17 protein-coding genes are annotated in these 25,758 nt (G+C 56.2%); 5 read left to right on the plus strand and 12 right to left on the minus strand.

The window, feature by feature from the left end; genetic code table 11:
* Positions 1-26: 26 nt before the first annotated feature.
* The 10 genes from yegS to yegD all read right to left on the minus strand — a co-directional run bounded on the left by yegS (position 27) and on the right by yegD (position 16,330).
* On the minus strand, positions 27-926 hold the full coding sequence (gene yegS / locus O9K67_RS08440; RefSeq protein ID WP_061494041.1) for a lipid kinase YegS: 900 nt from the start codon (positions 924-926) through the stop codon (positions 27-29).
* Between the two features lie 267 nt (positions 927-1,193).
* A complete protein-coding gene (trhP, locus tag O9K67_RS08445) occupies positions 1,194-2,552 on the minus strand; it encodes a prephenate-dependent tRNA uridine(34) hydroxylase TrhP (RefSeq protein WP_061494042.1) in 1,359 nt (452 codons plus the stop codon).
* A 118-nt stretch (positions 2,553-2,670) separates the two neighbouring features.
* Positions 2,671-3,411 (minus strand): hypothetical protein, encoded by a 741-nt coding sequence (locus O9K67_RS08450; RefSeq protein ID WP_061494043.1) that lies wholly within the window; start codon positions 3,409-3,411, stop codon positions 2,671-2,673.
* A 301-nt stretch (positions 3,412-3,712) separates the two neighbouring features.
* Positions 3,713-4,435 carry an envelope stress response regulator BaeR gene (baeR, locus tag O9K67_RS08455; RefSeq protein WP_061494044.1) on the minus strand — a complete coding sequence of 241 codons (723 nt, stop codon included), beginning with the start codon at positions 4,433-4,435 and terminating at the stop codon, positions 3,713-3,715.
* Positions 4,432-5,940, minus strand: coding sequence for an envelope stress sensor histidine kinase BaeS (baeS, locus tag O9K67_RS08460; protein WP_061494045.1), 1,509 nt, complete (start codon positions 5,938-5,940; stop codon positions 4,432-4,434). The genes baeR and baeS overlap by 4 nt, the downstream gene beginning before the upstream one ends.
* Complete coding sequence (mdtD, locus tag O9K67_RS08465) at positions 5,937-7,352, minus strand: MFS transporter (RefSeq protein ID WP_061494046.1); 1,416 nt, start codon at positions 7,350-7,352, stop codon at positions 5,937-5,939. Before mdtD ends, baeS begins: the two co-directional genes overlap by 4 nt.
* On the minus strand, positions 7,349-10,426 hold the full coding sequence (gene mdtC / locus O9K67_RS08470; protein WP_061494047.1) for a multidrug efflux RND transporter permease subunit MdtC: 3,078 nt from the start codon (positions 10,424-10,426) through the stop codon (positions 7,349-7,351). The genes mdtD and mdtC overlap by 4 nt, the downstream gene beginning before the upstream one ends.
* Positions 10,427-13,549: an MdtB/MuxB family multidrug efflux RND transporter permease subunit gene (locus tag O9K67_RS08475; RefSeq protein WP_061494048.1), complete on the minus strand. Its 3,123-nt coding sequence runs from the start codon at positions 13,547-13,549 to the stop codon at positions 10,427-10,429. It lies immediately after the preceding gene.
* Positions 13,549-14,796, minus strand: coding sequence for an MdtA/MuxA family multidrug efflux RND transporter periplasmic adaptor subunit (locus O9K67_RS08480; RefSeq protein ID WP_061494049.1), 1,248 nt, complete (start codon positions 14,794-14,796; stop codon positions 13,549-13,551). The genes O9K67_RS08475 and O9K67_RS08480 overlap by 1 nt, the downstream gene beginning before the upstream one ends.
* 181 nt (positions 14,797-14,977) lie before the next feature.
* A complete protein-coding gene (gene yegD / locus O9K67_RS08485; protein WP_061494050.1) occupies positions 14,978-16,330 on the minus strand; it encodes a molecular chaperone in 1,353 nt (450 codons plus the stop codon).
* Positions 16,331-16,464: 134 nt separating this feature from the next.
* Here yegD and alkA point away from each other — a divergent pair, with 134 nt between their 5' ends.
* Entirely contained in the window at positions 16,465-17,313 is an 849-nt protein-coding gene (alkA, locus tag O9K67_RS08490) for a DNA-3-methyladenine glycosylase 2 (RefSeq protein ID WP_061494051.1), read from the plus strand.
* Positions 17,314-17,382: 69 nt separating this feature from the next.
* Here the strand turns inward: alkA and O9K67_RS08495 are convergent, their stop codons facing one another.
* The gene (locus tag O9K67_RS08495; RefSeq protein ID WP_061494052.1) at positions 17,383-20,712 is read right to left on the minus strand and encodes a diguanylate cyclase; all 3,330 of its coding nucleotides are present in this window, start codon (positions 20,710-20,712) and stop codon (positions 17,383-17,385) included.
* Positions 20,713-21,067: 355 nt separating this feature from the next.
* On the opposite strand from O9K67_RS08495, the gene udk reads away from it, so the two are divergent.
* From udk to asmA, 3 genes are all read left to right on the plus strand, one after another.
* Positions 21,068-21,709 (plus strand): uridine kinase, encoded by a 642-nt coding sequence (gene udk / locus O9K67_RS08500; protein ID WP_061494053.1) that lies wholly within the window; start codon positions 21,068-21,070, stop codon positions 21,707-21,709.
* Positions 21,710-21,794: 85 nt separating this feature from the next.
* On the plus strand, positions 21,795-22,376 hold the full coding sequence (gene dcd, locus O9K67_RS08505) for a dCTP deaminase (protein WP_061494054.1): 582 nt from the start codon (positions 21,795-21,797) through the stop codon (positions 22,374-22,376).
* 25 nt (positions 22,377-22,401) lie between these two features.
* Positions 22,402-24,255, plus strand: a complete 1,854-nt coding sequence (gene asmA / locus O9K67_RS08510; protein ID WP_061494055.1) for an outer membrane assembly protein AsmA — start codon at positions 22,402-22,404, stop codon at positions 24,253-24,255.
* A 66-nt stretch (positions 24,256-24,321) separates the two neighbouring features.
* Here asmA and O9K67_RS08515 read toward each other — a convergent pair whose 3' ends face one another.
* Complete coding sequence (locus O9K67_RS08515) at positions 24,322-24,906, minus strand: NUDIX domain-containing protein (protein ID WP_061494056.1); 585 nt, start codon at positions 24,904-24,906, stop codon at positions 24,322-24,324.
* 83 nt (positions 24,907-24,989) lie between these two features.
* Between O9K67_RS08515 and O9K67_RS08520 the strand changes: the two genes are divergently transcribed.
* Positions 24,990-25,745 (plus strand): DeoR/GlpR family DNA-binding transcription regulator, encoded by a 756-nt coding sequence (locus O9K67_RS08520; protein WP_061494057.1) that lies wholly within the window; start codon positions 24,990-24,992, stop codon positions 25,743-25,745.
* The last annotated feature ends 13 nt before the right edge of the window (positions 25,746-25,758 follow it).

Consider the following 25,758-nt stretch of genomic DNA (forward strand, 5'->3'; position numbering starts at 1 on the left):
CTGACCCTGCGGCCTGAAAATGCCTGCTAGCGCAATAACGGGCAATCCGGCGGCAACCGGCACTGCAAGGCGCCGGGGAGCACTTCAATGCGGAAATGCTCCCCGCGCAGCGGTTCACCGTCCAGATTAAAAGTCAGTTCATGGGGGGCATTCACCTCAAACCAGGCCGATTTTCCGTCAATAATATGCGGATTATCATCCGGTTGCGTTAATGTCGTGAACAGCGCGGGCAGGAGTTCATCGCCGGTAAAAATACGCAGCTGTAATAACCCATCGTTAATCAGCGCCTGCGGGCAAAGCTGCTGCCCGCCCCCCGCCTGACGGCCATTACCAATGCCAATGACCAGCGCATCTCCCTGCCAGTGAAAATTGTCGCCACGAATTTCGCAACGATCCGCTTTCAGCATATCCATACGCATCAGACCGTGGATCAGATAGGAGACGCTCCCGAGGGCGGCTTTGAGTTTTTCCGGCGTTTCGCTGGTAATGCGGGTGCCAAAGCCACCGGTCGCCATATTGATAAAGCAGGTTTTATCGTTAACCCTGGCGATATCCACCGGCACGGCTTTGCCGATAATCGCCAACTGTAACGCTTTGTCCAGCGCATCCGGAATGGCGGCGCTGGTGGCAAAATCATTGGCGGTGCCGAGCGGTAAAATGCCCAACGCCGGAACATGTTCTCCCGCGCAGTCCACCAGTGCGGTTGCCACTTCGTTAATGGTCCCGTCGCCACCACCCGCGATCACCGTTGAGACGCCGAGCTGCTGCGCCTCTTTCACGTAGCGTCCGGCATCACCTTTTTCCCAGGTCACCCGCACCTGAATATCCATACCTTCATTGCGTAGCAGCGTTATCGCTTCGCGCAGCGTTTCGTCACCAGCGCTTTTACCGTTGAGGATCAATAAGCTTGTGGGAATTTCATGCATCCTTTTTCACCCTGACTGAACAACATCAGCAAAGTGTATGTCAGGAAACGGCAATGCGGAGAAAAAGCGGAAGAATGGAGAAAAAAAATCAGCCTGCGTAAGGGAGATTACACAGGCTAAGGAGGTGGTTCCTGGTACAGCTAGCATTTATGGGTTATGTTTTTCAGCGAGGTGGATGATACCCATATTAACCGCAACGGTATGTGATCCGATTCTAAGAATCTTCTCCTGCAATAAATAACCGTACTTAACTATTCAGGACACCGCTCAGGCGTGCGGATTTCGCGTCGACTGACCATCGAAATTGCGCATCAACAGGGCGTATTCCAGCGCCATATCTTCTGGCACGGGTAGCCAGACGGTATAACCGTCGCCAGGTGCAACGGGCATTGCTTCGCCTTTGGCATTTTCCATCTGTTCCAGCGTGAAGTTAACGTTACCTTGCGGGGTCATCAGCTCCAGGCTATCGCCGACAGAGAACTTATTTTTCACCGCAACTGCGGCGAGATGGCCTTTGCGCTCGCCGGTGAATTCGCCGACAAACTGCTGGCGCTCGGAGACGGAGTACCCGTATTCGTAGTTCTGGTAGTCGTCATGGGTATGGCGACGTAAAAAACCTTCGGTATAGCCACGGTGCGCCAGGCCTTCCAGCGTTTCCAGCAGTGAGGTGTCGAACGGTTTCCCGGCGGCGGCATCGTCAATGGCTTTGCGATAGACCTGTGCAGTACGGGCGCAGTAGTAGAACGACTTGGTACGCCCTTCGATTTTCAGCGAGTGCACACCCATTTTGGTCAGGCGCTCCACATGAGCAATGGCGCGCAGATCTTTGGAGTTCATGATGTAGGTGCCATGTTCGTCTTCAAAGGCGGTCATATACTCGCCCGGACGTTGCGCTTCCTCAATCATAAACACTTTGTCAGTTGGCGCGCCAACGCCCAGCGTCGGTTCAATGTTCTGCACCGGGATCGGCTCGTGAACATGCACGATATTACCGATGGCGTCTTCTTTGCCTTCCTGCACGTTGTATTCCCAACGGCAGGCATTGGTGCAGGTGCCCTGGTTCGGGTCGCGCTTGTTGATATAACCTGAGAGCAGACAGCGGCCGGAGTAGGCCATGCACAGCGCACCGTGGACGAAAATTTCGATTTCCATTTCCGGCACCTGCGTGCGGATCTCTTCAATTTCTTCCAGCGACAGTTCGCGGGAGAGGATCACGCGCGTCAGCCCCATCTGCTGCCAGAATTTTACCGTCGCCCAGTTCACGGCGTTCGCCTGAACGGAGAGGTGGATCGGCATCTGCGGGAAATGTTCTCGTACCAGCATGATAAGCCCCGGATCGGACATAATCAGCGCATCCGGCCCCATATCCACCACCGGTTTTAAGTCGCGGATGAATGTTTTCAGCTTGGCGTTGTGCGGGGCGATATTCACCACCACGTAAAACTGCTTGCCCAGTGCATGGGCTTCGTTAATGCCTGTTTGCAGGTTTTCGTGGTTGAATTCGTTATTGCGTACCCGCAACGAATAACGCGGCTGGCCAGCATAAACGGCATCCGCGCCGTAAGCGAAAGCGTAACGCATATTTTTCAGCGTTCCCGCCGGGGAAAGGAGTTCCGGTTTAAACATGATGGTCTCATTCTGATGACAGGTCAGATAGCCTCACCGGGGTGAGGCTGCAGGGGGCGTTCCCCTGATTTCAGGGCGGGAATTGTAGCGCCGGGGACGAGGGGAGTAAACCTGCGCGTCAATCCACGCGCAGGTATTTACCGTCGGCGCTGACGTTATGACCAAAACCACAATTCATCGAGTCATCGGCATCGGTTTTTGCATTCACTGTTTGCTTATCTGCCGACAGCGTCAGCGAAATGGTGCAGTGCGCAATATCTTCATCGTCGTGCAGGTTGATGTCGCCTTTATTCTCTTTGAAGGTCACTTTCTCCGAGAATTCACCGATATTTGGCCCGTAATAGAGCCCCATGAGACCGAACGAGTAACCCGCCCAGTCGGCCTGATAGCGGTCATTACCTTCTGCTTTAAGGGTCAGTACTTCCCATTCTCCACGCCCGGCATATTGCCAATATTCTCCAGCGGCGGAAGTCGGTTTTGGCAGCGCGAGTAGCTTGTCCTGAATACGCGAAAGGTTATATTGCGACTTCTGATCGTCCGGCATGATTTGCAGCCAGGCTTGCGCTTTGCGGTATTCACCCTCGCGAATAAACGTCAGCGCCACGTTATTGTAAGCAGTGGCTATCAGTGCTTCATTGGGCTGATTTCCGCCGTATTCACACTGCTCAAGCCACGCGGTTTGCTGAATGAACGCCTCCCTCGCTTTGGCGTAGTTTTTAGCTTGGTAGAATTGATTGCCTTGTTTGGCGTAATCATTAATTTTGGCGCAGTCGGCATCTATTTGTGCTTCGGTGATCTCCGCCTGGCAACCAAACGCGGCAAACAGTAGCGCCAGCGCGCCGTAACCATATTTTCTCATCATCCCTTACCTTTTGTTGACGACGTTATGAGCAGCCTGACCTGTTGTTATCACGCTTGATAAAACAGCTATTTTCGCGGCTGTCATCATACAGAGGATGTGGGGTTTGTTCGCGGTCAAATACCCTACCAGTAAAGATGGGGAAGTCGGGGGAAGCGACACGGCCAGCCGGTTTGCGGTGGCGTGAGAACGGATGAACGGCAATCGGGCGCAAGGGGAACCGTAGCAAAAGAGGCGCTTACCGCGCTGGCGCGCAAATAAGCGAACGCCGGGCGGTTTCCGCCGCCCGACGCAATCGCGGTTACGCCAGTTTGCAGGCGTCCGCTTCCCAGCGATACCCCACACCATAGACCGCGCGGATGAAAGACTGCTCTTCATCCAGCGCTTCCAGTTTGCGGCGCAGGTTTTTGATATGGCTATCGATAGTACGGTCAGTCACCACGCGGTAGTCATCATACAGATGATTAAGCAGTTGTTCTCGGGAGAAGACTTTACCCGGTTCGCTGGAGAGGGTTTTCAGCAGGCGGAATTCGGCAGGCGTCAGATCCAGCAGTTTGTTGTGCCAGCTTGCCTGGAAACGCCCCTCATCCACAATCAGCGGGCTTTCGTCGTCCATTGCTTGCAGTTCACGCTGCGGCTTGCAGCGGCGCAGAATGGTCTTCACCCGGGCCACCACTTCACGCGGGCTGTACGGTTTGCAGATATAGTCATCCGCGCCAATTTCCAGCCCCAGCAGGCGGTCAATCTCTTCGATTTTCGCTGTCACCATAATGATGGGCACATTGGAGAAACGGCGAATTTCGCGACACAGCGTCAGACCGTCTGTGCCGGGCAGCATCAAATCGAGCAGGATCAAATCCGGTGGCGTCTGGCGAACATAAGGGAGCACCTGGTCGCCGTGATTGACCAGCGCTGGCGCGTAACTTGCGGCCCGCAGGTAATCGATCAACAACTGCCCAAGCTTGGGTTCATCTTCCACGATCAGAATGCGTGGCGTGTTTTCGTCAATGGGTAACTCAGTCATACGTCTCTCGATTTTTCGCGTTCAAGCGGTAGTTCAACTGTAATGCTAACCCCGCCGAAAGGCGAGTGCGCGGCACGGATAGCGCCACCGTGCGCTTCCACAATATTCAAACAGATAGCCAGCCCCAGACCAGAGCCGCCACTGGCGCGGTTGCGTGAACCCTCGGTACGATAGAAGCGCTCAAACAGGCGCTTAAGTTGCTCATCGTTCACTCCAGGGGCGCTGTCGGCAAAACGCATCACCAGTTTGCCCTCGTCGATGGTAGCCTGAATGTGTGTACGACCGCCGCCGTCGGTATAGCGCAGGCTGTTTTCCAGCAGGTTATTGAAGAGTTGCATCAGGCGATCGGGATCGCCAAAGACTGTGGCGCGCCCCGGTGCTTCAAGCGACAGGGTCAGGTTGCGGTTGGCGAAACGCTCGCGGAATGCGCCTGCTGCAATCTCCAGCAGCGTAATCACATCCACCGGCGTGCGTTGGTACGCCAGTGCGCCTTCATCGGACATGGAAAGTTGGTGCAGGTCGTCCACCAGTTTAGTGAGCGTGCCGACTTCCGCTTGCAGGGAGGCTACCGACTCCGGGGTGAATTGGCGCACGCCGTCTTGTATCGCTTCCAGTTCGCCGCGCAACACTGCCAACGGTGTCCGCAGTTCATGGGAGATGTCAGCCATAAAATCGCGACGCATCTGCTGGTTTTTTTCCAGGGTACTGGCGAGCTGGTTAAAGTCCCGCGCCAGCCGGCCTAATTCGTCATGGCTACCAGGCGTGACCCGGGTGGTGAAATCCCCGGAAGCCAGCTTATGCGTCCCCTCAACCAGCCGTTTGACCGGCGCCAGCAAGCCTCTGGCCAGCGGGAAAGTCGCGATAGCGGCCAGCAAGGTGGCAAGCCCGGCAATCAGCCAACTGGTGCGCCGTTGTTGGCGTTCAAAATTAATATCGGTATTGCGCGTCAGGCGTTCAATCGGGGAGGCGATGACCCAACCGACCTGTTGGTTATTCACCACAATGGCCCGACGAGTGCCATCCTCCGGCACCGGTGAACGTGGTCCCACCAGCACCTGAGATTGTTGATCAACCACCCAGAACTTGGTGCGCCAGCCGTGCGGCGGCATGCCTGGCGGTCCACCCGGGGGGCCCGGTTCATGTCCCGACTCACCGTCCGGGGGGGGCGGCATTTCGCGATCCATGTCTGGCCTGTCAGCGTTACGACTCGGACCACCAGGGCGGTCTTCTTCGTGTTCATTATCTCTTTCGAACGATCGCAGGATCTGAAAAATGACCCGATCGTTATTACGCAAAAACTGCCAACTGCCATTCTGAGCATATTGTTCGGCCAGCGAGTCACTGAGCATCTGCAAACGCTGCTCGTTACCGCGTTTGATATAGTCGATAAAGCCGCGTTCGAAGCTGATGCGCACCGCCCAGTGCATGGTGATGAGCAACACAATACAGGTGGTTAAAATAGCCAGAAACAGCTTGGCTGTGATACCCGGCCGCCAGACTGTCATGATTCTCTCCTTTTGCGACGGGCAATGACGACATTCTTGCTGGCATCATCCGGAACGTGGGCAAAGAGTAACGCCGGAAGGGCAATGACCACCGCCATACTGAGGTAAGTGTAAAGGAAAACGTGGTGTGCCACGCCACTGTCCGCCGACAAGTGCTGCGAACCAAATAAGCCCAACAGCAACCCGGCAATGGTCACGCCGATACTCATCGACAATTGCATTACCATCGACAGCAGGCTGTTGCCACTGCTGGCCAGCTCATCCGGCAGATCTTTCAGCGTCAGGGTATTCATGGAGGAGAAACGCATGGAATTGATCATCCCCTGGCAGAACAGCACCACCGGTAGCATGTAGTACCAGCCCAGCAGAGCGGTGGTCATAAACAGTAAGCTTATCAATGCCAGCCCCAGCGTGGAGCAGACCAGCACCCGGCGGTAACCGAACCGGTTCACTACCTGTACGACAATGCGTTTCATGCCCATGCTGCCCAGTACCATCGGGATCATCATTAACCCGGCGTGAAAAGGCGAAAAACCGAGGCCGATTTGCAAAAATACCGGCGTCATAAAGGGCAGCATGCCGCTACCGACACGCCCGGCGAAACTGCCCGACAACCCGAGCGAAAACGAAGGCGTGCGGAACAACCGCAGGTTAAACAGTGCACCATCGTTGCCTTTCGCATGCAGCAGATAGGTAATCAGCGCTACCGCGCCACCTCCCACCAGCAGGCCCAACATCCACGGTGACAACCCCAGACCTTTATGCCCGTCGAGCGCCAGCGTCAGCGTCGCCATGCCGCAGGCTAACAGCACAAATCCCACCATATCAAAGCGGCGGGTTTGCAGGGTGTAGTTCGGCATCAGGCTCAGAGTGGCGATAGCCCCGACGATCCCCACCGGCAGATTAATCAGGAAGATCCAGTGCCAGGAGGCATACTCCACCAGAATGCCGCCCAGCGCCGGGCCAACCAGCGGGCCAATCTGCCCCGGCAACGTGACAAAGGTCATCGCCGCCATATAGTGATCGCGCGGGACGATTTTCATCACCGTTAGCCTGCCAACCGGCACCATCATCGCGCCGCCAACCCCTTGCAGCACGCGGGCCATCACCAGTTGGTCCAGTGTAGAGGCTTGTGCGCAAAACAGTGAGCCGGTCGTAAACAGTACAATGGCGATAAAAAAGATATTGCGCACGCCCACCCGATCCGCCAGCCAGCCACTGGCCGGCAACATGACGGCTACCGTCAGCACATAGGACACCACCACCATATGCATATGCAGCGGACTCTCCCCCAGACTTTTTGCCATCGAGGGGAGGGCGGTGTTCACAATGGTGGTATCCAGCGACTGCATAAAAAAGCCAAAGGCGACGATCCATAGTTGCCAGCGGATGTTTTTGGGTAGTTCATTCATTCACTAACTGGCTCTCTCTCTTTACGGCTAAAACGCATGCGCAGACGGTCGAAGAACAGGTAGACCACTGGCGTTGTGTACAGGGTCAGCAACTGGCTCATCACCAGACCGCCCACGATAGTGATACCAAGAGGCTGACGCAATTCAGAACCGTCGCCGCCGGAGATAACCAGCGGCAGCGCGCCAAACAGCGCCGCCAGTGTCGTCATCATGATGGGGCGAAAACGCAACAAACAGGCCTGGAAGATAGCGTCTTCTGCGCTAACGTTACCCTGACGCTGCGCTTCAAGGGCGAAGTCGACCATCATAATGGCATTTTTCTTCACAATCCCGATCAGCAACATAATGCCGATAAGCGCAATCAGGCTAAAGGGCGCGTTAAACAACTCCAGCGCCAGCAATGCGCCCACGCCCGCCGAAGGCAGCGTTGAGAGAATGGTCAGCGGATGCACGTAGCTTTCGTAGAGGATCCCCAGCACGATATAGACCGTCGCAATCGCTGCCAGAATCAGGATCACCTGCGAGTTCATGGTTTGCTGGAAGATTTGCGCGGTACCGGCAAAACTACCGCGCACGCTTGAAGGCACGCCCAGTTGGGTCATTGCGCGATTGATCGCATCGCTGGCTTCCGATAACGACGACCCGGTCGGCAGGTTAAAAGAGATGGTCGACGCGGCTGACAACCCCTGATGATTCACCGACAGCGGCGCGTTGGCCGGAAGCCAGTGGGCAAAGTAGGAGAGGGGGATCGATTTGCCCTCGCTGTTAATCACATACATTTTATCCAGTGCGCTGATGTCCTGGGTATAACGTGGATCGACTTCCATCACTACTTTGTACTGGTTTAACGGCTGGTAGATAGTCGAAATCTGCCGCTGGCCGAATGCGTCATTCAGCAGGCTATTGGTTTCCTGGACGCTGATCCCGAGACGCGACATGGTAGCGCGATCGTAAACCAGGTTCATCTCTGCACCGTTATCCTGTTGATCGGAGTTGACGTCTGCCAGTTGCGGCAGGGCGGCAAGGGCTTTACGGATCTTCGGCTCCCACTCACGCAGGGCACTGAGATCATCTGACAGCAGCGAGTACTGGTAACTGGCGTTCGCCTGCCGACCGCCAACGCGAATGTCTTGCACGGCCACGAGAAACAGACTGGCACCGGGTTCTTTTGCCAGTTTGCCGCGCAGGCGGTCAATCACCTGCTGGGCGGTTTCATGACGAACTCCACGGGGTTTCAGCGTAATAAACATCATGCCGCTGTTCACCCGCGAGCCGCCGGTAAAGCCGGTGACATTATCCACGGCCGGGTCGTCGCGGATGATTTTCATAAAATCCTGCAACTTAATACGCATTGCCTGGAAGGAGATGCTCTGGTCCGCCTGGATACCCCCCATCAGCACGCCGGTGTCCTGCTCCGGGAAAAAGGTTTTGGGTATGGTGATGTACATCCAGATATTTAGCGCGATGGTGGCCAGCAGCACTACGCCGACGAGGCGGGCATGGTTAAGCACCCATTTTAGCGAGCGCGCATACTGCTGTTGCAGCGCAATTAACAGGCGGCCCACACCCCGTTCGCGGGTACGCTCGCGGGGTTTATGGCTCTTCAGCAGCCAGCCGCACATCATCGGCGTTAATGTCAGGGAGATGGCCAGCGAAATGCCGATCGCCACGGAGAGCGTGACGGCGAACTCCCGCAACAGACGACCGGGTAAACCGGCCATCAGCAACAATGGCATGAATACGGCCACCAGCGAGACACTCATGGAGAGAACAGTAAAGCCCACCTCCCGGGTGCCCTGAAGCGCAGCCTGGAGCGGTTTTGTTCCCGCTTCAAGGTGCCGCGAGATATTCTCCAGCACCACAATCGCATCATCCACCACAAAACCGGTGGCAATAGTCAGCGCCATCAGCGACAGGTTATTGAGGCTAAATCCGCACAGATACATGGCGGCAAATGTGCCGATCAGCGAAACCGGCACGGCCACCGCCGGGATCAGCGTCGCTCTGCCGGAGCGCAGGAACAGGAACACCACCAGGATCACCAGTGCTACAGAGATCACTAAGGTCTGCTCTACTTCCGCCAGCGAAGCGCGGATAGTGGGGGATCGATCCTGGGCGATTTGTAAATCAATGGCCGCCGGAATGGTCTTTTGCAAATCGGGTAAACGGGCGCGAATGCTGTCGACGGTGTCGATGATATTGGCTTCCGGCAGTTTGCGGATCATCAGCAATATTGCCGGTTTGGCATTGGTCATCCCGGCGTTGCGAACATCCTGCACCGAGTCTTTGACTGTTGCGACATCGCTTAAACGCACGGCTGAGCCGTTTTTATAATGAATGATCAATGGTCGGTATTCGGCGGCGGTTTTCAACGCATCATTGGTTTGCACCTGCCAGCGCTGCGCGGAATCTTCCACCGCACCTTGCGGTCGTCGCACGTTGGCGTTGCTGATGGCGGTGCGAACGGAATCCAGCGATACGCCCTGGTTAAACAGCGCCTGCGGGTTCAACCCGATGCGCACCGCAGGCAAGGAACTCCCGCCAACGTCGACATCACCGACCCCCTGAATCTGCGCGATGGTTTGCGCCAGCTGTGTGGAGGCAAAATCGTACAATTCGCCCTGCGAATAGGTGTCCGACGTCAGCGTCAGGATCATAATCGGCGCAGCAGAGGGGTTGGCCTTGCGATAGGTCGGTCGGCTTGGCATACCGCTTGGCAGCAAACTTTGCGCTGCATTTATCGCCGCTTGCACATCGCGTGCGGCGCCGTTGATATCGCGGTCGAAATTAAACTCCAGAATAATGCGCGTACTGCCCAGCGAACTGGTAGAGGTCATTTCGCTCACCCCGGCAATGCGCCCGAGTGAGCGTTCCAGCGGGGTAGCGACCGATGAGGCCATGGTTTCCGGCGATGCGCCGGGCAGCGATGCGCTGACCATAATGACCGGAAAATCCACCTGCGGCAGCGGGGCGACCGGCAACAACCGGAAGCCAAGTATGCCGCACAGGGTGATGGCCAGCGAGATAAGGATCGTTGCCACCGGACGGTAAATGAAGAGGGCGAAAAACTTCACTTACGCTTCCTCCTCACGCCGGGGGAAACGCTGTTTTGTCCACAATGCCAGTCGGTCAAACAGCAGGTAGATAACCGGCGTGGTGAACAATGTCAGCACCTGGCTGACCATCAATCCACCGACCATGCCAATGCCTAACGGGCGGCGCAACTCTGCGCCCACACCCGCGCTCAGCATCAAGGGCAGCGCACCCAGCAGTGCGGCGAGTGTGGTCATCAGAATCGGGCGAAAACGCAGCAGACAGGCCTGGAAAATGGCATCACGCGGCGACATCCCCTCTTCGCGTTCGGCGGCGAGGGCAAAATCGATCATCATGATGGCGTTTTTCTTCACAATACCGATCAACAGGATGATGCCGATAATGGCAATCACATCCAGCTCGCTCCCGGAAATCAGCAGCGCCAGCAATGCGCCCACGCCTGCCGTGGGCAGCGTCGACAGAATGGTGATGGGGTGAATAAAGCTTTCATACAGCACGCCGAGCACGATATACATCGCCACCACTGCGGCAACAATCAGCCAGACAGTACTGCCTAGCGCAGCCTGGAACGCCAGCGTACTTCCCTGGAACTGCGTGGTGATAGACGTAGGGAAGTTGAGCGTTTTTTCACTCTCCATCACCGCCTGCACCGCATCTCCCAGCGAATAACCGCCCGCGACGTTAAAGGAGATGGTCGTGGAGGGGAATTGATCCAGGTGGTTGATACTCAGCGGGGCATAGCGCTGCTCGACTTTTGCAATCGACAAGAGGGGGACTACACCGCCATCGGTACTGGTGAGGCGTATGTTATCCAGTGCCGACAGACCGGGGGTTTGCGCGGTATCGTGTTCCAGCACCACGCGATACTGATTCGCTTGGGTGTAAATGGTCGAAATAAGACGCTGACCAAACGCGTTATACAGCGCATTGTCCACATCCGACATGGTGATGCCCAGGCGGCTGGTGCTGTCGCGGTCAACATTCACATATGCCACTAACCCTTTGTCCTGCCAGTCGCTGCTGACATCAGATAGCTGCGGCAACGCCTCCAGTTTGCTGACCAGTTGCGGTACCCAGGTGCTGAGGGCATCCAGCGAGTTTGCCTGTAGCGTGAACTGATATTGCGTGCGGCTAACCTGCGTGTCGATGGTCAAATCCTGGATCGGTTGCAGGTAAAGCGACACGCCGGGTACTCGGGCGACGGCCTGTTGCAACCGTTCAATCACAGGCTGGACGCGGTCGTCACGCTCATCCAGCGGCTTGAGGTTGATTTGCAGACGCGCGCTGTTCAATGAAGGGTTAGTCCCATCGACGCCAACAAACGAGGTCAGGCTTTCCACCGCCGGATCGCGCAAAATAACATCTGCCACCTGGCGCTGGCGTTCCGCCATGCTGGCAAAGGAGGTCGACTGCGGTGCTTGTAAGGTTCCCTGGATGATGCCGTTATCCTGCACCGGGAAGAAACCTTTCGGGATTACTATCCACAGCATAACGGACAGCAGCAACGTACCGATTGCCACACTCAGTGTCAGCCACGGGTGGTTCAGCACGTTGTTCAACAAACGCCCGTAACCGGCGATCACGCGCTCAAAAAAACGTTCGGATGCACGCGAAAAGCGGTTCTGTTTACGCAGCGACTCGGCGCTCAGCATGCGGGCGCACATCATGGGCGTCAGCGTCAGAGAGACGATGGCGGAGATCAGGATTGCTATCGCCAGCGTAACGGCGAACTCCCGGAACAGGCGACCAACGATATCGCCCATAAACAGCAACGGGATCAGCACCGCAATCAGTGAAAAAGTGAGGGAGATAATGGTAAAGCCGATTTCACCCGCCCCTTTCAGCGCGGCGGCCAGCGGTTTTTCACCTTTTTCGATATAGCGAGAGATGTTCTCAATCACCACGATGGCATCGTCCACCACAAACCCCGTGGCGATGGTCAGCGCCATCAGCGTCAGGTTATTGATGGAGAAATCGAGAAACACCATCGCGGCAAACGTGCCGACCAGCGACAGCGGAACGGCGACACCGGGAATAATGGTGGCGGGAATATTTCGCAGGAACAGATAGATGATCATCACCACCAACGCAATTGCCAGCATCAGTTCAAACTGCGTATCGCTCACCGACGCGCGGATGTTGGTCGTGCGGTCAGAGAGCACCTTGACGGTCACCGATTTCGGCAGGCTTTCGGTCAGTTGTGGCAACAGTGTGCGGATGCTATCTGCGGTATTAATGATGTTGGCACCCGGCTGACGCTGGACGTTCATCACAATCGCCTGTTGTTTATTGGACCATGCGCCGAGCCAGCTATTTTCTGCGCCTTGTTCAACGGTCGCGATGTCACCCAGGCGGATTGGCGCACCGTTCTGGTAGGCAATGATCAACTGGCGATACTCTTGCGCCGACTGCATCTGATCGTTGGCGGAAAGCGTGACTGCCCGGGCCGGGCCGTCCAGGCTGCCTTTCGCCGAGTTGACGTTCGCATTGCTGATAGCGGTACGGATGGTTTCGCTGGTCAACCCAAGTGCCGCAACCGCTTGTGCATTGAGTTTAACGCGTACAGCCGGGCGCTGACCGCCTGACAGCGTCACCAGACCGACGCCAGACACCTGAGAAATTTTTTGAGCCACCCGGGTTTCCACCATGTCTTCCACCTGGGTCATCGGCATCGCGGAAGAGGTGACCGCCAGCGTCATAATTGGCGGATCCGCCGGGTTCACTTTGCTGTACACCGGTGGGTTAGGTAAGTCCGATGGCAGCAGACTGTTGGCGGCATTGATCGCCGCCTGCACTTCCTGCTCGGCCACATCCAGCGGTAGGGTTAACTGGAATTGCAACGTCACTACTGACGCACCGCCTGAGCTCTGCGAGGCCATCTGTTTCAGGCCGGACATCTGGCCGAACTGGCGCTCAAGCGGGGCGGTGACCGCCGACGTCATCACATCCGGGCTGGCACCCGGATAGAGGGTGACAACCTGAATGGTGGGGTAATCCACCTCCGGTAAGGCGGAAACCGGCAGAAAGCGATAGCCGATGATACCGGCAAGCAGGATCGCTACCATCAGCAGCGTGGTGGCGACGGGACGCATAATAAACAGGCGGGAAGGGCCGCCTGTTCTGCCTGGCGGGAGCAGTTGCATCAGGACTGCGCTCCTTTTGCCGGATGTTCACGTTTTGCCGGCATCTCCTGGGCGCTTTTTGCCTCTACCACTTCGACTTTGGCCCCTTCGGTCAGGCGGTCGATACCGTCAGTGACCACGCGATCCCCGGCGGATAACCCGGCGGCAATGACCACCTTCTGGCTGTCCTGAATACCCGGTGTGACAATGTGTTTGCTGACCTGATTTTTGTCATTCAGCACCCAGACGAAGTTACCTTCATTACCCATTTGCAGGGCGGCGGTAGGGATCACCACAGCATTCTGCTCGGTGGCGACCAGCATCCGGGCGTTGACGAATTGATTCGGGAACAGCGCGTCATCCTGATTGTTAAAACGCGCTTTAAGCTTGATGGTGCCGGTAGTGGTATCAATCTGGTTATCCAGACTGAGTAGCGCGCCGGTGCTCAGCTTCTGCTTGTTGGTGCGATCCCAGGCTTCGACAGCCAGCGATTGTCCGGCTTTTTGCGCCTGTACCACGGTGGCGATATCGCTTTCCGGCAGCGTGAAGACGAGATCTATCGGGTGCGTTTGCGTCAACACAACAATACCGGTGGTGTCGCTACTGGTGATCTGGTTGCCGATATCCACCTGTTTTAAACCAACGCGACCGGAGATGGGCGCGGTAATGCGGCTCCAGTCGAGCTGAAGTTGCGCACTGGCAACAGACGCTTCATCGGCTTTTACCGTTCCTTCGGACTCGCTAACCAGCGCTTGCTGCGCATCCAGATCCTGGCGGGAGACGAGGCTGGTTTTCACCAGTTGTTGGTAACGGGCGAGATCGCGACGGGCATTCGCCAGCGTGGCTTTATCTTTCGCCAGTTGGCCCTGCGCCTGCGCCAGCGCGACCTTGAATTCACTCGGGTCGATTTCCGCCAGCAGATCGCCCGCTTTCACCTGCTGACCTTCCTGAAAGTGAAGGGCCAGCAACTGACCACTGACGCGGCTGCGCACCGTTACGGTGTTCACGGCGGTGATGGTGCCAAGACCTGTAAGATAACGCGGCACGGATTGTGTCGTCGCGACGGCGGCCTGAACGGGCGGCAATGCCCCACCACGCATACCGTGACGCCCGCCGCTCGGGCCGCCGGTAGTCGATCCCCGTGAAGCGGTTTGCCCGGTTGCAGTGGAAGAGGTGTCTTTATGACTGAAGTGATACCAGGCGGCGCCGATTGCCGCGATGACCACGGCCGCGACAATTGCGCGGCGAAACGTAACACTGCCATTCATCGTAATGCGTATCTCATCCTGAAAGCCGTTGCCGGAATAATACTAGTTTAGTGACGGTATGCCGCAGAAAAATGGAGGAAAAATGAAACACTGTCTGGAAACGTTTGTCAGGAATGGTAATTTGCGATAGGGCGATTATGGCGGAGAAAATAATGCCGGGTGCGGGCCACCCGGCAGAAGATTAACGGAACAAGACTTGCGCCCAGCGTGCGAGACCGGCGGTAACAGAGCCAAAGTCGTCGCCCCCGGCGATCGGGATACCCGGCAGGGTGTCCGCCAGCGCTTTTTTGATAATGGGCGAACGGGCGCTACCGCCGGTGAGATAAATCACCTCCGGTGTCTCCTGACTGCTCTCCAGCGCCAGCTGCACCTGCTCCAGAATGCGCTGTAACGGTTGGCTGAGTGCCGCTTCCAGCCCCTGTTGGCTGATTGCCGCTGCCAGGTTGTCGCGGATAAATGACAATTGCGCGAGGGTTTGCGGCTGTTCGGAGAGGGCGATTTTGCTCTCCTCAGCGCTGCGTACCAGACGATAGCTCAGACGTTGACGCCAGACTTTCAGCAATAAGGCGACTTTGTCGGTATCGAGGGCATCCCGCAGCAGATCGTTAAGTAAACGGCCATTGGCTGCGCTGTAGAACTCGGTTTGCGCCGGAACATCGTTGATGGCAACGGCGTTCCACCAGGGGAGAATCGGTAGCGCGATGCCTCTCTCTGTTTGCCCGCCCATGCCAAGTAATGGCATCAGGTTTTTAAACGCCAGGGCGATGTCGAGATCGTTACCGCCGACGCGGCAACCACTGTGACCGAGCAGGCTGGCGGCGCGCTCTTGCTTTTCGCGCCATTGCGGTCCCATCAACAGCAGCGAGCAGTCGGTGGTACCGCCGCCAATATCCACCACCAGCACGCGTTTTTCCGTATTCAGCGTTGCTTCAAAATCCAGCCCTGCGGCAACCGGCTCGTACTGAAATACCACATCCCGGAAACCCGCACGCTTTGCCGCGCGTTCGAGGATCCCCTGCGCTTGCGCGTTTGCTTCATCTCCCCCCAAGCCCTGGAAGTTAATCGGGCGGCCTATCACCGCCTGATCAATCGCCTGCGGTAGCTGTGACTCCGCTTGCTGGCGAATATGCAGCATCATGGCGCAGACCAGGTCTTCGAACAGGGCAATTTGCTGCGGCTTCAGACCGCTGGCACCGAGGAACGATTTCGGTGATTTAACAAAGTACACCTCTTCCGGATCGCTCACGTACTGGTGTAGTGACGCCAGACCGAACTGTACGCTGTTGGCGGCAACCTCAATATCTTCCTCGCGGTTAAAGCTGACTGACCGGCGCAGCAGCGCCTGGGTTTCGCTTCCCGTTGCCGGAACCTGATGATGACGGTACAGCCATTCGCTGACGGCTTCGCGCGTGGGTGCGCACAACATGGACGGCAACAGCGTGCTGTTATTTTCCATGGTCAATAATTGTGGTGCGCCATCGCGCATCACGGCTACCGAGCAGTTCGCGGTACCGTAGTCAAAACCTACAAACACGTTTTTATCCCCATGCCAGTGAAGAAGGGGGGCGACTTTAGCCGAATGCGCGGCGGGCGACAACCGGAATATGAAAGCAAGGCGGAGATTGCCTAAGTTGTTTATGCTGTTAGCGTCAACCGTCAGGAGTCACTATGTATAAATTGCGCTGGCAGCCGCCTTATGACTGGGCGTGGATGTTAGGATTTTTAGGGGCGCGTGCGGTGGCGGGCGTCGAAGAGGTTCGCGATGGGCGCTATGTGCGCTCCTATGCCTGTGCCGGGCATCGCGGCGTGATCACCGCCGAACCGGATGACGCGACAGCGACCTTAATGGTCACGCTCAGCGACGGATTGCAGCCGGTTGCGGAACACTGTTTGCAACGGCTGGCCTGCTTGTTCGATTTGCAGTGCGATCCACAGACCGTTGGCGCTGCGCTGGGAGAACTGGGCGAGGCGCGTCCCGGCTTGCGCTTACCGGGATGTATGGACCCCTTTGAACAAGGCGTACGCGCGATTCTGGGGCAATTGGTGAGCGTCGCAATGGCGGCGAAACTGACGGCAAACGTCGCACAACGTTACGGTGAACCGCTGGCGGATGCGCCGGGTTTCATCTGTTTCCCGACGGCGCAGCAACTGGCAAACGCCGATCCGCATGCGCTGAAAGCACTTGGCATGCCGCTGAAACGCGCGCAGGCGTTAATTTTTCTCGCTCAATCTGCCTGCAATGGTCTCCTGCCGCTGACCCCGCCTGAGGATGTGGAGCAAGGGGTGAAGTTGCTGCAAACGTTTCCCGGCATCGGGCGCTGGACTGCCAGCTATTTTGCCCTGCGCGGCTGGCAGGCAACGGACATTTTTCTGCCGGACGATTACCTGATCAAGCAACGTTTTGCCGGGATGACGCCTGCACAAACCCGCCGTTATGCCGAGCGCTGGCAGCCTTGGCGATCATATGCGTTGCTGCATATCTGGTATACCGAGGGGTGGGAACCGTTGAAAAAGTAAAGCTGTTTTCTTGCCGTTTTGCCTCAGACCGTGCGCTGACTGCCTGACCTGATGTCCCCGGCGAGTGCATTAATTTATCGCGAAATAACTGGTGTTGAGCATCAAATCCAATGGCTGCGCCTGCGAGATAATATCGCCATACATCAAATCAATACCGATGCCGGACAAGGTGTCCATCATCAGTGGCTGGCTGGTTGGGCCGGCAATGCTCTTCAGGCCAAGGCGCTGGGCATGCCCCTGGATAATGGTCACCATCATCTCATCCATCAGATTGCCGTGGACATTGGTCACCAGTTCCGGCTCCAGCAGCAGGTAATCGGCCATATGCGGTGTAAGGTGGTTAAAGATGTCCAGGTCGTGACCCACATGGCTGAGGATAATCCGGCAGCCTGCATGGCGCAGGCGTTTCAGGTTATCACTAATGGTTGCGCCTTCACGCATTAATGCATCGGCATGGATCACCAGATGCAGCAGGCGTCCTGGCATCGGCCCACGCGCCAGCAGATCGAGTAATTCGTCCACCAGCGGGGTGCTGCCTAACCCGGCAACGGAAAGAGGCAGGGCGATACCGAGGCCTTTACCGGCAACGGCGGTCGCATGATTGCGGAAAAATTCGTGAAAGACCCGGCGGTCGAGCGCGCGAATCAACTCAGGCTCATTTAAGCCGGCGCGGAAGGGATTTTCTTCCATGACTTCGCCCTCGCTGGTCCACAAACGCAGGGAGAGAAGCCAGAAGTTACAGGCTTCCGGCACCCGCGGAGACGCCACACCGCGGGCAATCAGCAGCAGATGGTTCTCTTTGATCATGCGCCATTGTTCATCCAGCGACATCATGCTGCGTTCGTGGGGCTGCATCCCTTGTTGCGGCTCGTATACCGTCACCATGCCGCGCCCGTTATTCTTCGACGCATAAAGGGCTATATCCGCCTGCGACATCACATCGGTCAGTTGATGATTGGTGTCGTCAATCATGGTGATACCGGAACTGGCACCGATACGGTGCTCACGGCCTTCCCATACAAAGCGATACTCGTTGATGGACTCCACAATGCGCCCGGCAATATACCGTGCGCTCTCAATGTTCGCGTCCGGAAGCAGTAAACCAAATTCATCACCGCCAAGGCGGGCAAGAATGTCGGTGGAACGCAACATGCTAAGCATCAGCGAGGAAATCTCACGCAGCAGCGCGTCTCCGGCGGCGTGCCCGGCACTGTCGTTGACTGCTTTAAAACGGTCGAGATCGATAAAGACCAGCGCGTGACGCTGGCGAAACTCCTGCACAGTCACCAGCAGACGTTTCAGGTGGTTTTCGAAACTGACCCGGTTCGCCAGATGGGTGAGGGCGTCGTGTGATGCGCTGTAGCTGAGCTGACGCAGCATCTTACGTGATTCAGTCACGTCCTGAATAACCAGCACCGAGCCGATATTTTGCCCGTCCAGCGTGCTGAGCGGCGTAATGCTGTAATGAATATCGAAGTTACCGCCTGTGCGACAATGCAGTACCACATCCTGCTCAATATCTGAGCGTGACATATCGCCACTGTGGATATTCTCCATTACCGGGCCGTTGCTGCCAAAGGTAATACGCAGAACGGTCAGCAGCGGCTGCCCCATCGCCTGTTCCTGCGACCAGCCGCTCATTTTCTCTGCCACCGGGTTCATAAAGGTGACGTTCATTTCCACATCGGTACAGAGCACCGCCTCACCGATAGAGTCGAGCGTGATATGCAGGCGCTCTTTCTCCTGAAACAGCGCGTCGTTAAGCTGCTTAACCTCGGTCATATCCATATTGACGCCAAGCAGGCGTTCAACATCACCGCTTTTACCCAGAACGCGGTTCGCCAGGGTGCGAATATGGCGTATGCCGCCTTTTACGCTGATACGAAACTCCAGCTTGAAGGCGATTCGTGCGACCAGGGAATCACGGATGACGCGCTCGGTTTCTGCACGATCTTCCGGCAGGATGCGTTCGTACCAGAGTTGCCAGGTGGGTTTGATATGCGAAGGGACTTCATACAACTCAAACATCCGCTTATCCCAACTGATGATGTCCGGCTCCAGTTCCCACTCCCAGATGCCGATTCCCCCCGCCTCATTCGCCAGGGTGATACGCTCCATCAGGCGTTTGTTGACCCATTCGGTCTGTTTGAGATCGTTAATGTCTTCAATCTGGACGATATAGTAGAGCGGCGTACCGTCAGCGTGCCGAACCACAGAAACGGCAAGCAGCGCCCAGACTAAATCGCCATTGCGTGTGTAATAGCGCTTCTCCATGGAGTAGCTGGAGATTTCACCGCGCGCCAGTTGTCCAAGCTGTTCAAGGTCGGCATTTAAATCTTCCGGCCAGGTGAGCTGCTGAAAGTTCATTAAGCGCAATTCATCCTGGCTGTAGCCGAGGAATTGGCACAGCGCTTTGTTCGCCTGCAGCCATTGTCCTTCAGTCCCCACCAGTGCCATACCGATGGTGGCGTACTCCATGGCGTTGCGAAAACGCTCTTCGCTCTCGGTAATATGCTTACGTTCAGCACGGAACGCATACATCACCATGGTCATAACGTTCACGGGCAGTAAGATCATCAGGAACGGCAACCAGGGCGCGTTAATCACTACTCCATTCCCTGCGCCCCTAATGAGAACGGGGTTCAGCGCGATGATCAGCGAAACCATCATTACGGTGCTGAGGAAGACCGTAAACGCTTCTACACGCGGCAGACGCACCGCACTCCACATCAGCAGGACGATCACTGCGGTGAAAGGCCACGGCAGATAATGCAGGGCCAGCCAGCTCAGTGCCAGCGTCACCACCAGGGTGCCGAGGGTTTCCAACAGCAGTTGTGGTTTACGGTGGCGCAATAAATAGTGCGCTTTAAACAGCAGGCCCAGCGGCACCAGCGCCAGCGCGCCAATCGACTCAGACAACACCCATACCAGAAAAGTACGTAGAAGATTGTCGCCCGGCACCACGATGCAGGCCAGCAGACCCCCTATCAGCGGGGGAATCAGCGCGCTGCCAATAGCCAGACGCACCCAGTCGTTGAGATTCTGTAATGGGTTATACCAGGGCAGCAGTTTACGCAGCAGTATCGCGCCGATCACCGCTTCCACAATATTGATGGCGGTATAGCGGAGATCGACAAAATCAGTGGAGAAAAGAAAAAGCGTCGCAGCGACATTGCCCAGCGTACAGGCGAGGGCGATACCAGGCCACATCCGCCCGGCATGACGATAAAACGCCACGGTCATAATAGCGGTGGGTAACCACAGTGGCGCGATGGCGGTGCCAAAACGAATCAGCTCCAGCGAGAAAAGGGTAAAGATAAAAGAGAGCAGCCCTAAACTGATGAGTCGCAGTCCAGGATATGGAGTGGTAACCAAAACGCGCTGGTAGTGTTTCTTCATTTACCGCTTAGTCCGCAAACCCTGTGCCGTCGGGAACGGAGTCCGGACGTATAAATTTGAATTTCGGATTATGCTAGTACAAACAATTTACAATTCCTATGGCGGGCGCTCATAATTTGACATCATAGGGTTATTAATTACTTAGTCCGTAGAAAAAAGGCGCATCGCGCTTCATTTGTGAGCGTTTAAATTTGCGAATAGTCAGCGGGTAAAGCAAAAATAAACCACTTTGCGAGCACCATCCCTCCGGCGCGTATTCGACTGGTATCGCGACCACGAAATCCCTATAATTGCCGCGTTTGACGCTTTGGCGTCGTCCTTCCTTTACATCCAGGTTAATCAGGTCGCTAAATTTATGACTGATAAGTCCCATCAGTGCGTCATTATCGGCATCGCCGGCGCATCCGCTTCAGGTAAAAGTCTCATTGCCAGTACGCTATACCGCGAACTGCGCGAACAGGTTGGTGATGAACACATTGGCGTTATTCCGGAAGACAGTTACTACAAAGATCAAAGCCATTTGTCGATGGAAGAGCGCGTAAAAACCAACTATGACCATCCCAGCGCGATGGATCACAGTCTGCTATTCCAGCATTTACAATCTATTAAGCGTGGCGAAGCCATTGAGTTGCCCGTTTACAGCTATGTAGAACATACCCGCACGGCGGAAACGATCCTTATCGAACCGAAAAAAGTCATCATCCTGGAAGGGATCCTGCTGCTGACCGACTCGCGCCTGCGTGGCGAAATGAACTTCTCTATTTTTGTTGATACCCCGCTGGATATCTGCCTGATGCGCCGTATTAAGCGCGACGTGAATGAGCGTGGGCGTTCGATGGACTCGGTGATGGCGCAGTATCAAAAAACCGTACGTCCGATGTTCCTGCAGTTCATTGAACCCTCCAAGCAGTACGCCGATATCATCGTGCCGCGCGGGGGCAAAAACCGCATCGCCATTGATATCCTGAAAGCCAAAATCAGCCAATTTTTTGAATAATACATGTTAGGCTGTAACACTCAGTATTAACCGCTGGCCCCTGAGGAATCTTCAGGGGTATATCGCACCAAAAGGAGAATGTGCCATGCGTCTTTGTGACCGCGATATTGAAGCCTGGTTGGATCAAGGCCGCCTCGCTATTACCCCGCGTCCCCCGGTAGAGCGTATTAATGGCGCTACGGTGGATGTCCGCCTTGGCAACAAATTCCGCACATTCAGTGGGCATACGGCGGCATTTATTGATTTAAGTGGCCCGAAACACGAAGTCAGTGCCGCGCTTGATCGCGTGATGAGCGACGAGATCGTGCTCGCTGACGGTGAGGCGTTTTACCTTCATCCCGGTGAACTGGCGCTGGCGGTAACCTATGAGTCCGTTACGTTGCCTGCGGATTTGGTGGGCTGGCTGGATGGCCGCTCGTCGCTGGCGCGTTTGGGGCTGATGGTGCACGTTACCGCGCACCGCATCGATCCCGGCTGGTCGGGTTGCATTGTGCTGGAGTTTTACAACTCCGGTAAATTACCGCTGGCGCTGCGTCCTGGCATGCTGATCGGCGCATTGAGCTTTGAGCCGCTGTCGGGTCCGGCCGATCGCCCCTATAACCGCCGTGAAGACGCGAAGTATCGCGATCAACAAGGCGCGGTTGCCAGCCGCATTGACAAAGACTGAGCGACGTAAGCCCACTGAGGATGCCATGAGAAGAGTGTTAACCACGCTGATGATTTTACTGGTCGTGCTGGTTGCCGGCCTGTCGGCGTTGGTATTGCTGGTAAATCCCAACGATTTTCGTGCGTATATGGTGCGCCAGGTCGAGACGCGTAGCGGTTATCAGTTACAGCTTGATGGCCCGCTGCGTTGGCATGTCTGGCCGCAGCTTAGCATTCTGTCCGGGCGGATGACCTTGACCGCACCGGGGGCGCAAACGGCGGTGGTGAAAGCCGACAATATGCGCCTTGATGTGGCGTTATGGCCATTATTGTCGCATCAGTTGCAAGTCAAACAGGTGATGCTGAAAGGGGCCATCATTCAGTTGACCCCGCAAAGCAAAGCGGCGGTGCAAAAAGATGCCCCGGTGGCACCGAAAGAGAACGCCCTGCCTGATGTTGCAGATGACCGCGGCTGGTCATGGGACATTGCCGGTTTACAGGTGGCAGATAGCGTGCTGGTGTTCCAGCATGAAGATGATGATCCGATAACGGTGCGCGATATTCGCCTGCAAATGGAGCAGGATGCGCAGCATAAGGCGGCTCTTGATTTCTCCGGGCGCGTTAACCGCAACCAGCGGGATCTGACGCTTTCTTTAAGTGCGAAAGTTGATGCGCAGGACTACCCGCATAATCTGAATGCAGTGGTTGATAGCCTGAAATGGCAACTGCAAGGCGGGGATGTGCCATCGCAGGGGATCGCCGGAGAGGGGCGATTACAGGCGCAGTGGCAGGGCGCACAGCGTCGCCTGACGCTGAGCAACCTTAGCCTGAGCGCTAACGACAGCGCGTTTACCGGTAATGGTAGCGTGACCTTTGCTGCACAGCCTGTCTGGGCGCTCGAGCTGAATTTTGACACCCTCAACCTGGATAATTTACTGGCCCCGGAAACCCGCGTTGCCACCAGTAACGATGTTCAGCAGCAGGGACAGCAGGCGCAGAACCGGTTGCCAAGACCGGTGATTGCCAACAATCAGGATTTGCCGGAGTACAACGGCTTACGCGACTTTGTGGCCCAGGTCGGCGTGACGGCGAAGACGCTGCACTGGCGTGGGATGACGTTTAATGACGTCAATGGGCAATTTGCTAACCAGCTTGGCTTGCTCACCATTCCGACTCTGGAAGGGAAGATGGCCAACGGGCGTATCGCCTTGCCGGGGACGCTGGATGTGCGTGGTGACCAGTCACGGGCCGTTTTCCAGCCGCGGCTGGATGATGTGGAAATTGGCAATATCCTCAAAGCCTTTAATTATCCTATCGCGCTGACCGGTAGCCTGACGCTGGCGGGTGATTTTTCTGGTCCACGCATTGATGCGGATAATTTCCGCCGTCACTGGCAGGGCGAGGCGCATATCGATCTGAAAAATAGCCGCATGGAAGGTCTGAACTTCCAGCAGTTAATCCAACAGGCGGTGGCGCGCAGTAGCGATGTGCAGACGCAGGAAAACGATGACACTGCTACGCGGCTGGATGATTTCACGACCGACATTAGCCTGGATGAAGGGCAGATGACCTTCAGCAATATGCAGGGCAGTTCGGCGGTATTGTCGCTAACCGGCGAAGGGCAAATGGATCTGGTTAAAGAGCAGACGGATACGCGCTTTAACGTTCGTGTTCTGCAAGGCTGGCAGGGCGACGGGGCGTTGATCGATTTCCTGAAAAATACGCCAATCCCACTCACCATTTACGGCCAGTGGCAGTCGCTTCACTACAGTTTGCAGGTCGATCAGTTGCTGCGTAAGCATTTGCAGGATGAAGCAAAACGCCGGCTGAATGACTGGGCTGACCGTAATAAAGATCACCAGAACGGCAAAGATGTGAAAAAGCTGCTCGACAAAATGTAGGTGCATATCCGGCCAGCGCCTCTGGCCGGATAAACGCAGCGCCAACCGGTAGCTATCGCGTCCGTTTTACAGGATCCCTTCCAGCGCCAGATGCTGCAACAGCATAATGGTTTTGCCATCGGCAATGTCGCCGCTGCGGATCCCCGCCAGCGCTGTGGCAAAATCCATTTCAACCACTTCAATATCTTCCCCTTCGTCAATCAGTCCGCCGCCTTCGTTGATACGTCGACTGTCGTCATACTCTGCGATGAAAAAATGCAGTTTCTCCGTCACCGAGCCTGGGCTCATCCAGGCTTCAAATACTTTTTCGACCTGTTCGATGCGGTAGCCGGTTTCTTCTTCAGCCTCGTGCTTAATCCGTTCCTCAGGATCGAGTGCATCCAGCAGTCCGGCGGCGGCTTCGAGCAAAAAGCCGTGATGCTGGCTGACAAACAGTGGCAAACGAAATTGCCGCGTCAACACCACGCTGCGTTTGGCGCGGTTATACAGCAGGATCACAGCGCCGTTGCCACGGTCATAAACTTCGCGGGACTGGCGCTGCCATTCGCCGTCGCGTCGGCGGTGGTCGAAGGTGTATTGGGTGAGTTTCCCCCAGTTTTCGGAAAGCGGCGTTGACGAGATAATGCGTATTTGTGCATGTTCAGATGGCATGGTCGCTCCTCAGGATGTAGAATTGTCAGCATAACGTGCATATTCGTGCATCATCAAGTAATTTCGTGCAAATGGAGTTCACCATGCTCACCTCGCAACGTAAGCAATTGATCCTGACCCGACTCGCCGAAGAGGGGCAGGTATTGTCCCGAAATCTCAGCGACGCGTTTGGTGTGTCGGAAGATACGATCCGGCGTGATTTACGCGAACTGGCGGCAGAGGGGCTGCTCCAGCGAGTACACGGCGGGGCTTTGCCCGCCTCTGCCGCTGTCGTTACCTTTGCGGAGCGTCAGTGTCTGCAATCTGACGCCAAACGGCGGATTGCACAAAAAGGTGCGCAACTGGTCTCACCAGGGCAGGTGGTGATGATTGACGGCGGCACGACAACCGCGGAGCTGATCGCTTTTTTCCCGCCGGATCTGAAACTGACGGTCGTCACGCACAGTCCGGGTATCGCGGTGGGACTGGCGCAACACCCGCTGATTACGGTGATCATGATTGGCGGTCAGTTGTACAAGCACTCTATCGTGACTGTGGGGGCTGCGGCGTTTGAAGGGATTGCCAGAGTGCGCGCCGATCTCTTTTTTATGGGCGTCACGGGCGTGCATGTAGACGCCGGTCTGAGTACCGGCGATTTTGAAGAGTCACGCATCAAGCGGGCCATGGCGGACCGCGCGGCGGAAACCATCGTACTGGCCTCACCGGAAAAACTGCACACCGCATCACCGTGGGTGATTGGCGATATTTCGCTGGTCAATACGCTGGTGGTCGACGCACAGACTGACGATCGCAGTCTGGCGCCATTTGCTCAGCGGGGTATTGCCATTGTGAAAGCCTGACGTTTGCCGGGTA

Source organism: Kosakonia oryzendophytica (assembly GCF_027886705.1).
Lineage (GTDB): Bacteria > Pseudomonadota > Gammaproteobacteria > Enterobacterales > Enterobacteriaceae > Kosakonia > Kosakonia oryzendophytica.

Bases quoted from the DNA above. Each gene is read 5' to 3' on its own strand.
- yegS (WP_061494041.1), bottom strand. From the start codon at position 926: ATGCATGAAATTCCCACAAGCTTATTGATCCTCAACGGTAAAAGCGCT.
- trhP (WP_061494042.1), bottom strand. From the start codon at position 2,552: ATGTTTAAACCGGAACTCCTTTCCCCGGCGGGAACGCTGAAAAATATG.
- O9K67_RS08450 (WP_061494043.1), bottom strand. From the start codon at position 3,411: ATGAGAAAATATGGTTACGGCGCGCTGGCGCTACTGTTTGCCGCGTTT.
- baeR (WP_061494044.1), bottom strand. From the start codon at position 4,435: ATGACTGAGTTACCCATTGACGAAAACACGCCACGCATTCTGATCGTG.
- baeS (WP_061494045.1), bottom strand. From the start codon at position 5,940: ATGACAGTCTGGCGGCCGGGTATCACAGCCAAGCTGTTTCTGGCTATT.
- mdtD (WP_061494046.1), bottom strand. From the start codon at position 7,352: ATGAATGAACTACCCAAAAACATCCGCTGGCAACTATGGATCGTCGCC.
- O9K67_RS08475 (WP_061494048.1), bottom strand. From the start codon at position 13,549: ATGCAACTGCTCCCGCCAGGCAGAACAGGCGGCCCTTCCCGCCTGTTT.
- O9K67_RS08480 (WP_061494049.1), bottom strand. From the start codon at position 14,796: ATGAATGGCAGTGTTACGTTTCGCCGCGCAATTGTCGCGGCCGTGGTC.
- alkA (WP_061494051.1), top strand. From the start codon at position 16,465: ATGTATAAATTGCGCTGGCAGCCGCCTTATGACTGGGCGTGGATGTTA.
- O9K67_RS08495 (WP_061494052.1), bottom strand. From the start codon at position 20,712: ATGAAGAAACACTACCAGCGCGTTTTGGTTACCACTCCATATCCTGGA.
- udk (WP_061494053.1), top strand. From the start codon at position 21,068: ATGACTGATAAGTCCCATCAGTGCGTCATTATCGGCATCGCCGGCGCA.
- dcd (WP_061494054.1), top strand. From the start codon at position 21,795: ATGCGTCTTTGTGACCGCGATATTGAAGCCTGGTTGGATCAAGGCCGC.
- asmA (WP_061494055.1), top strand. From the start codon at position 22,402: ATGAGAAGAGTGTTAACCACGCTGATGATTTTACTGGTCGTGCTGGTT.
- O9K67_RS08515 (WP_061494056.1), bottom strand. From the start codon at position 24,906: ATGCCATCTGAACATGCACAAATACGCATTATCTCGTCAACGCCGCTT.
- O9K67_RS08520 (WP_061494057.1), top strand. From the start codon at position 24,990: ATGCTCACCTCGCAACGTAAGCAATTGATCCTGACCCGACTCGCCGAA.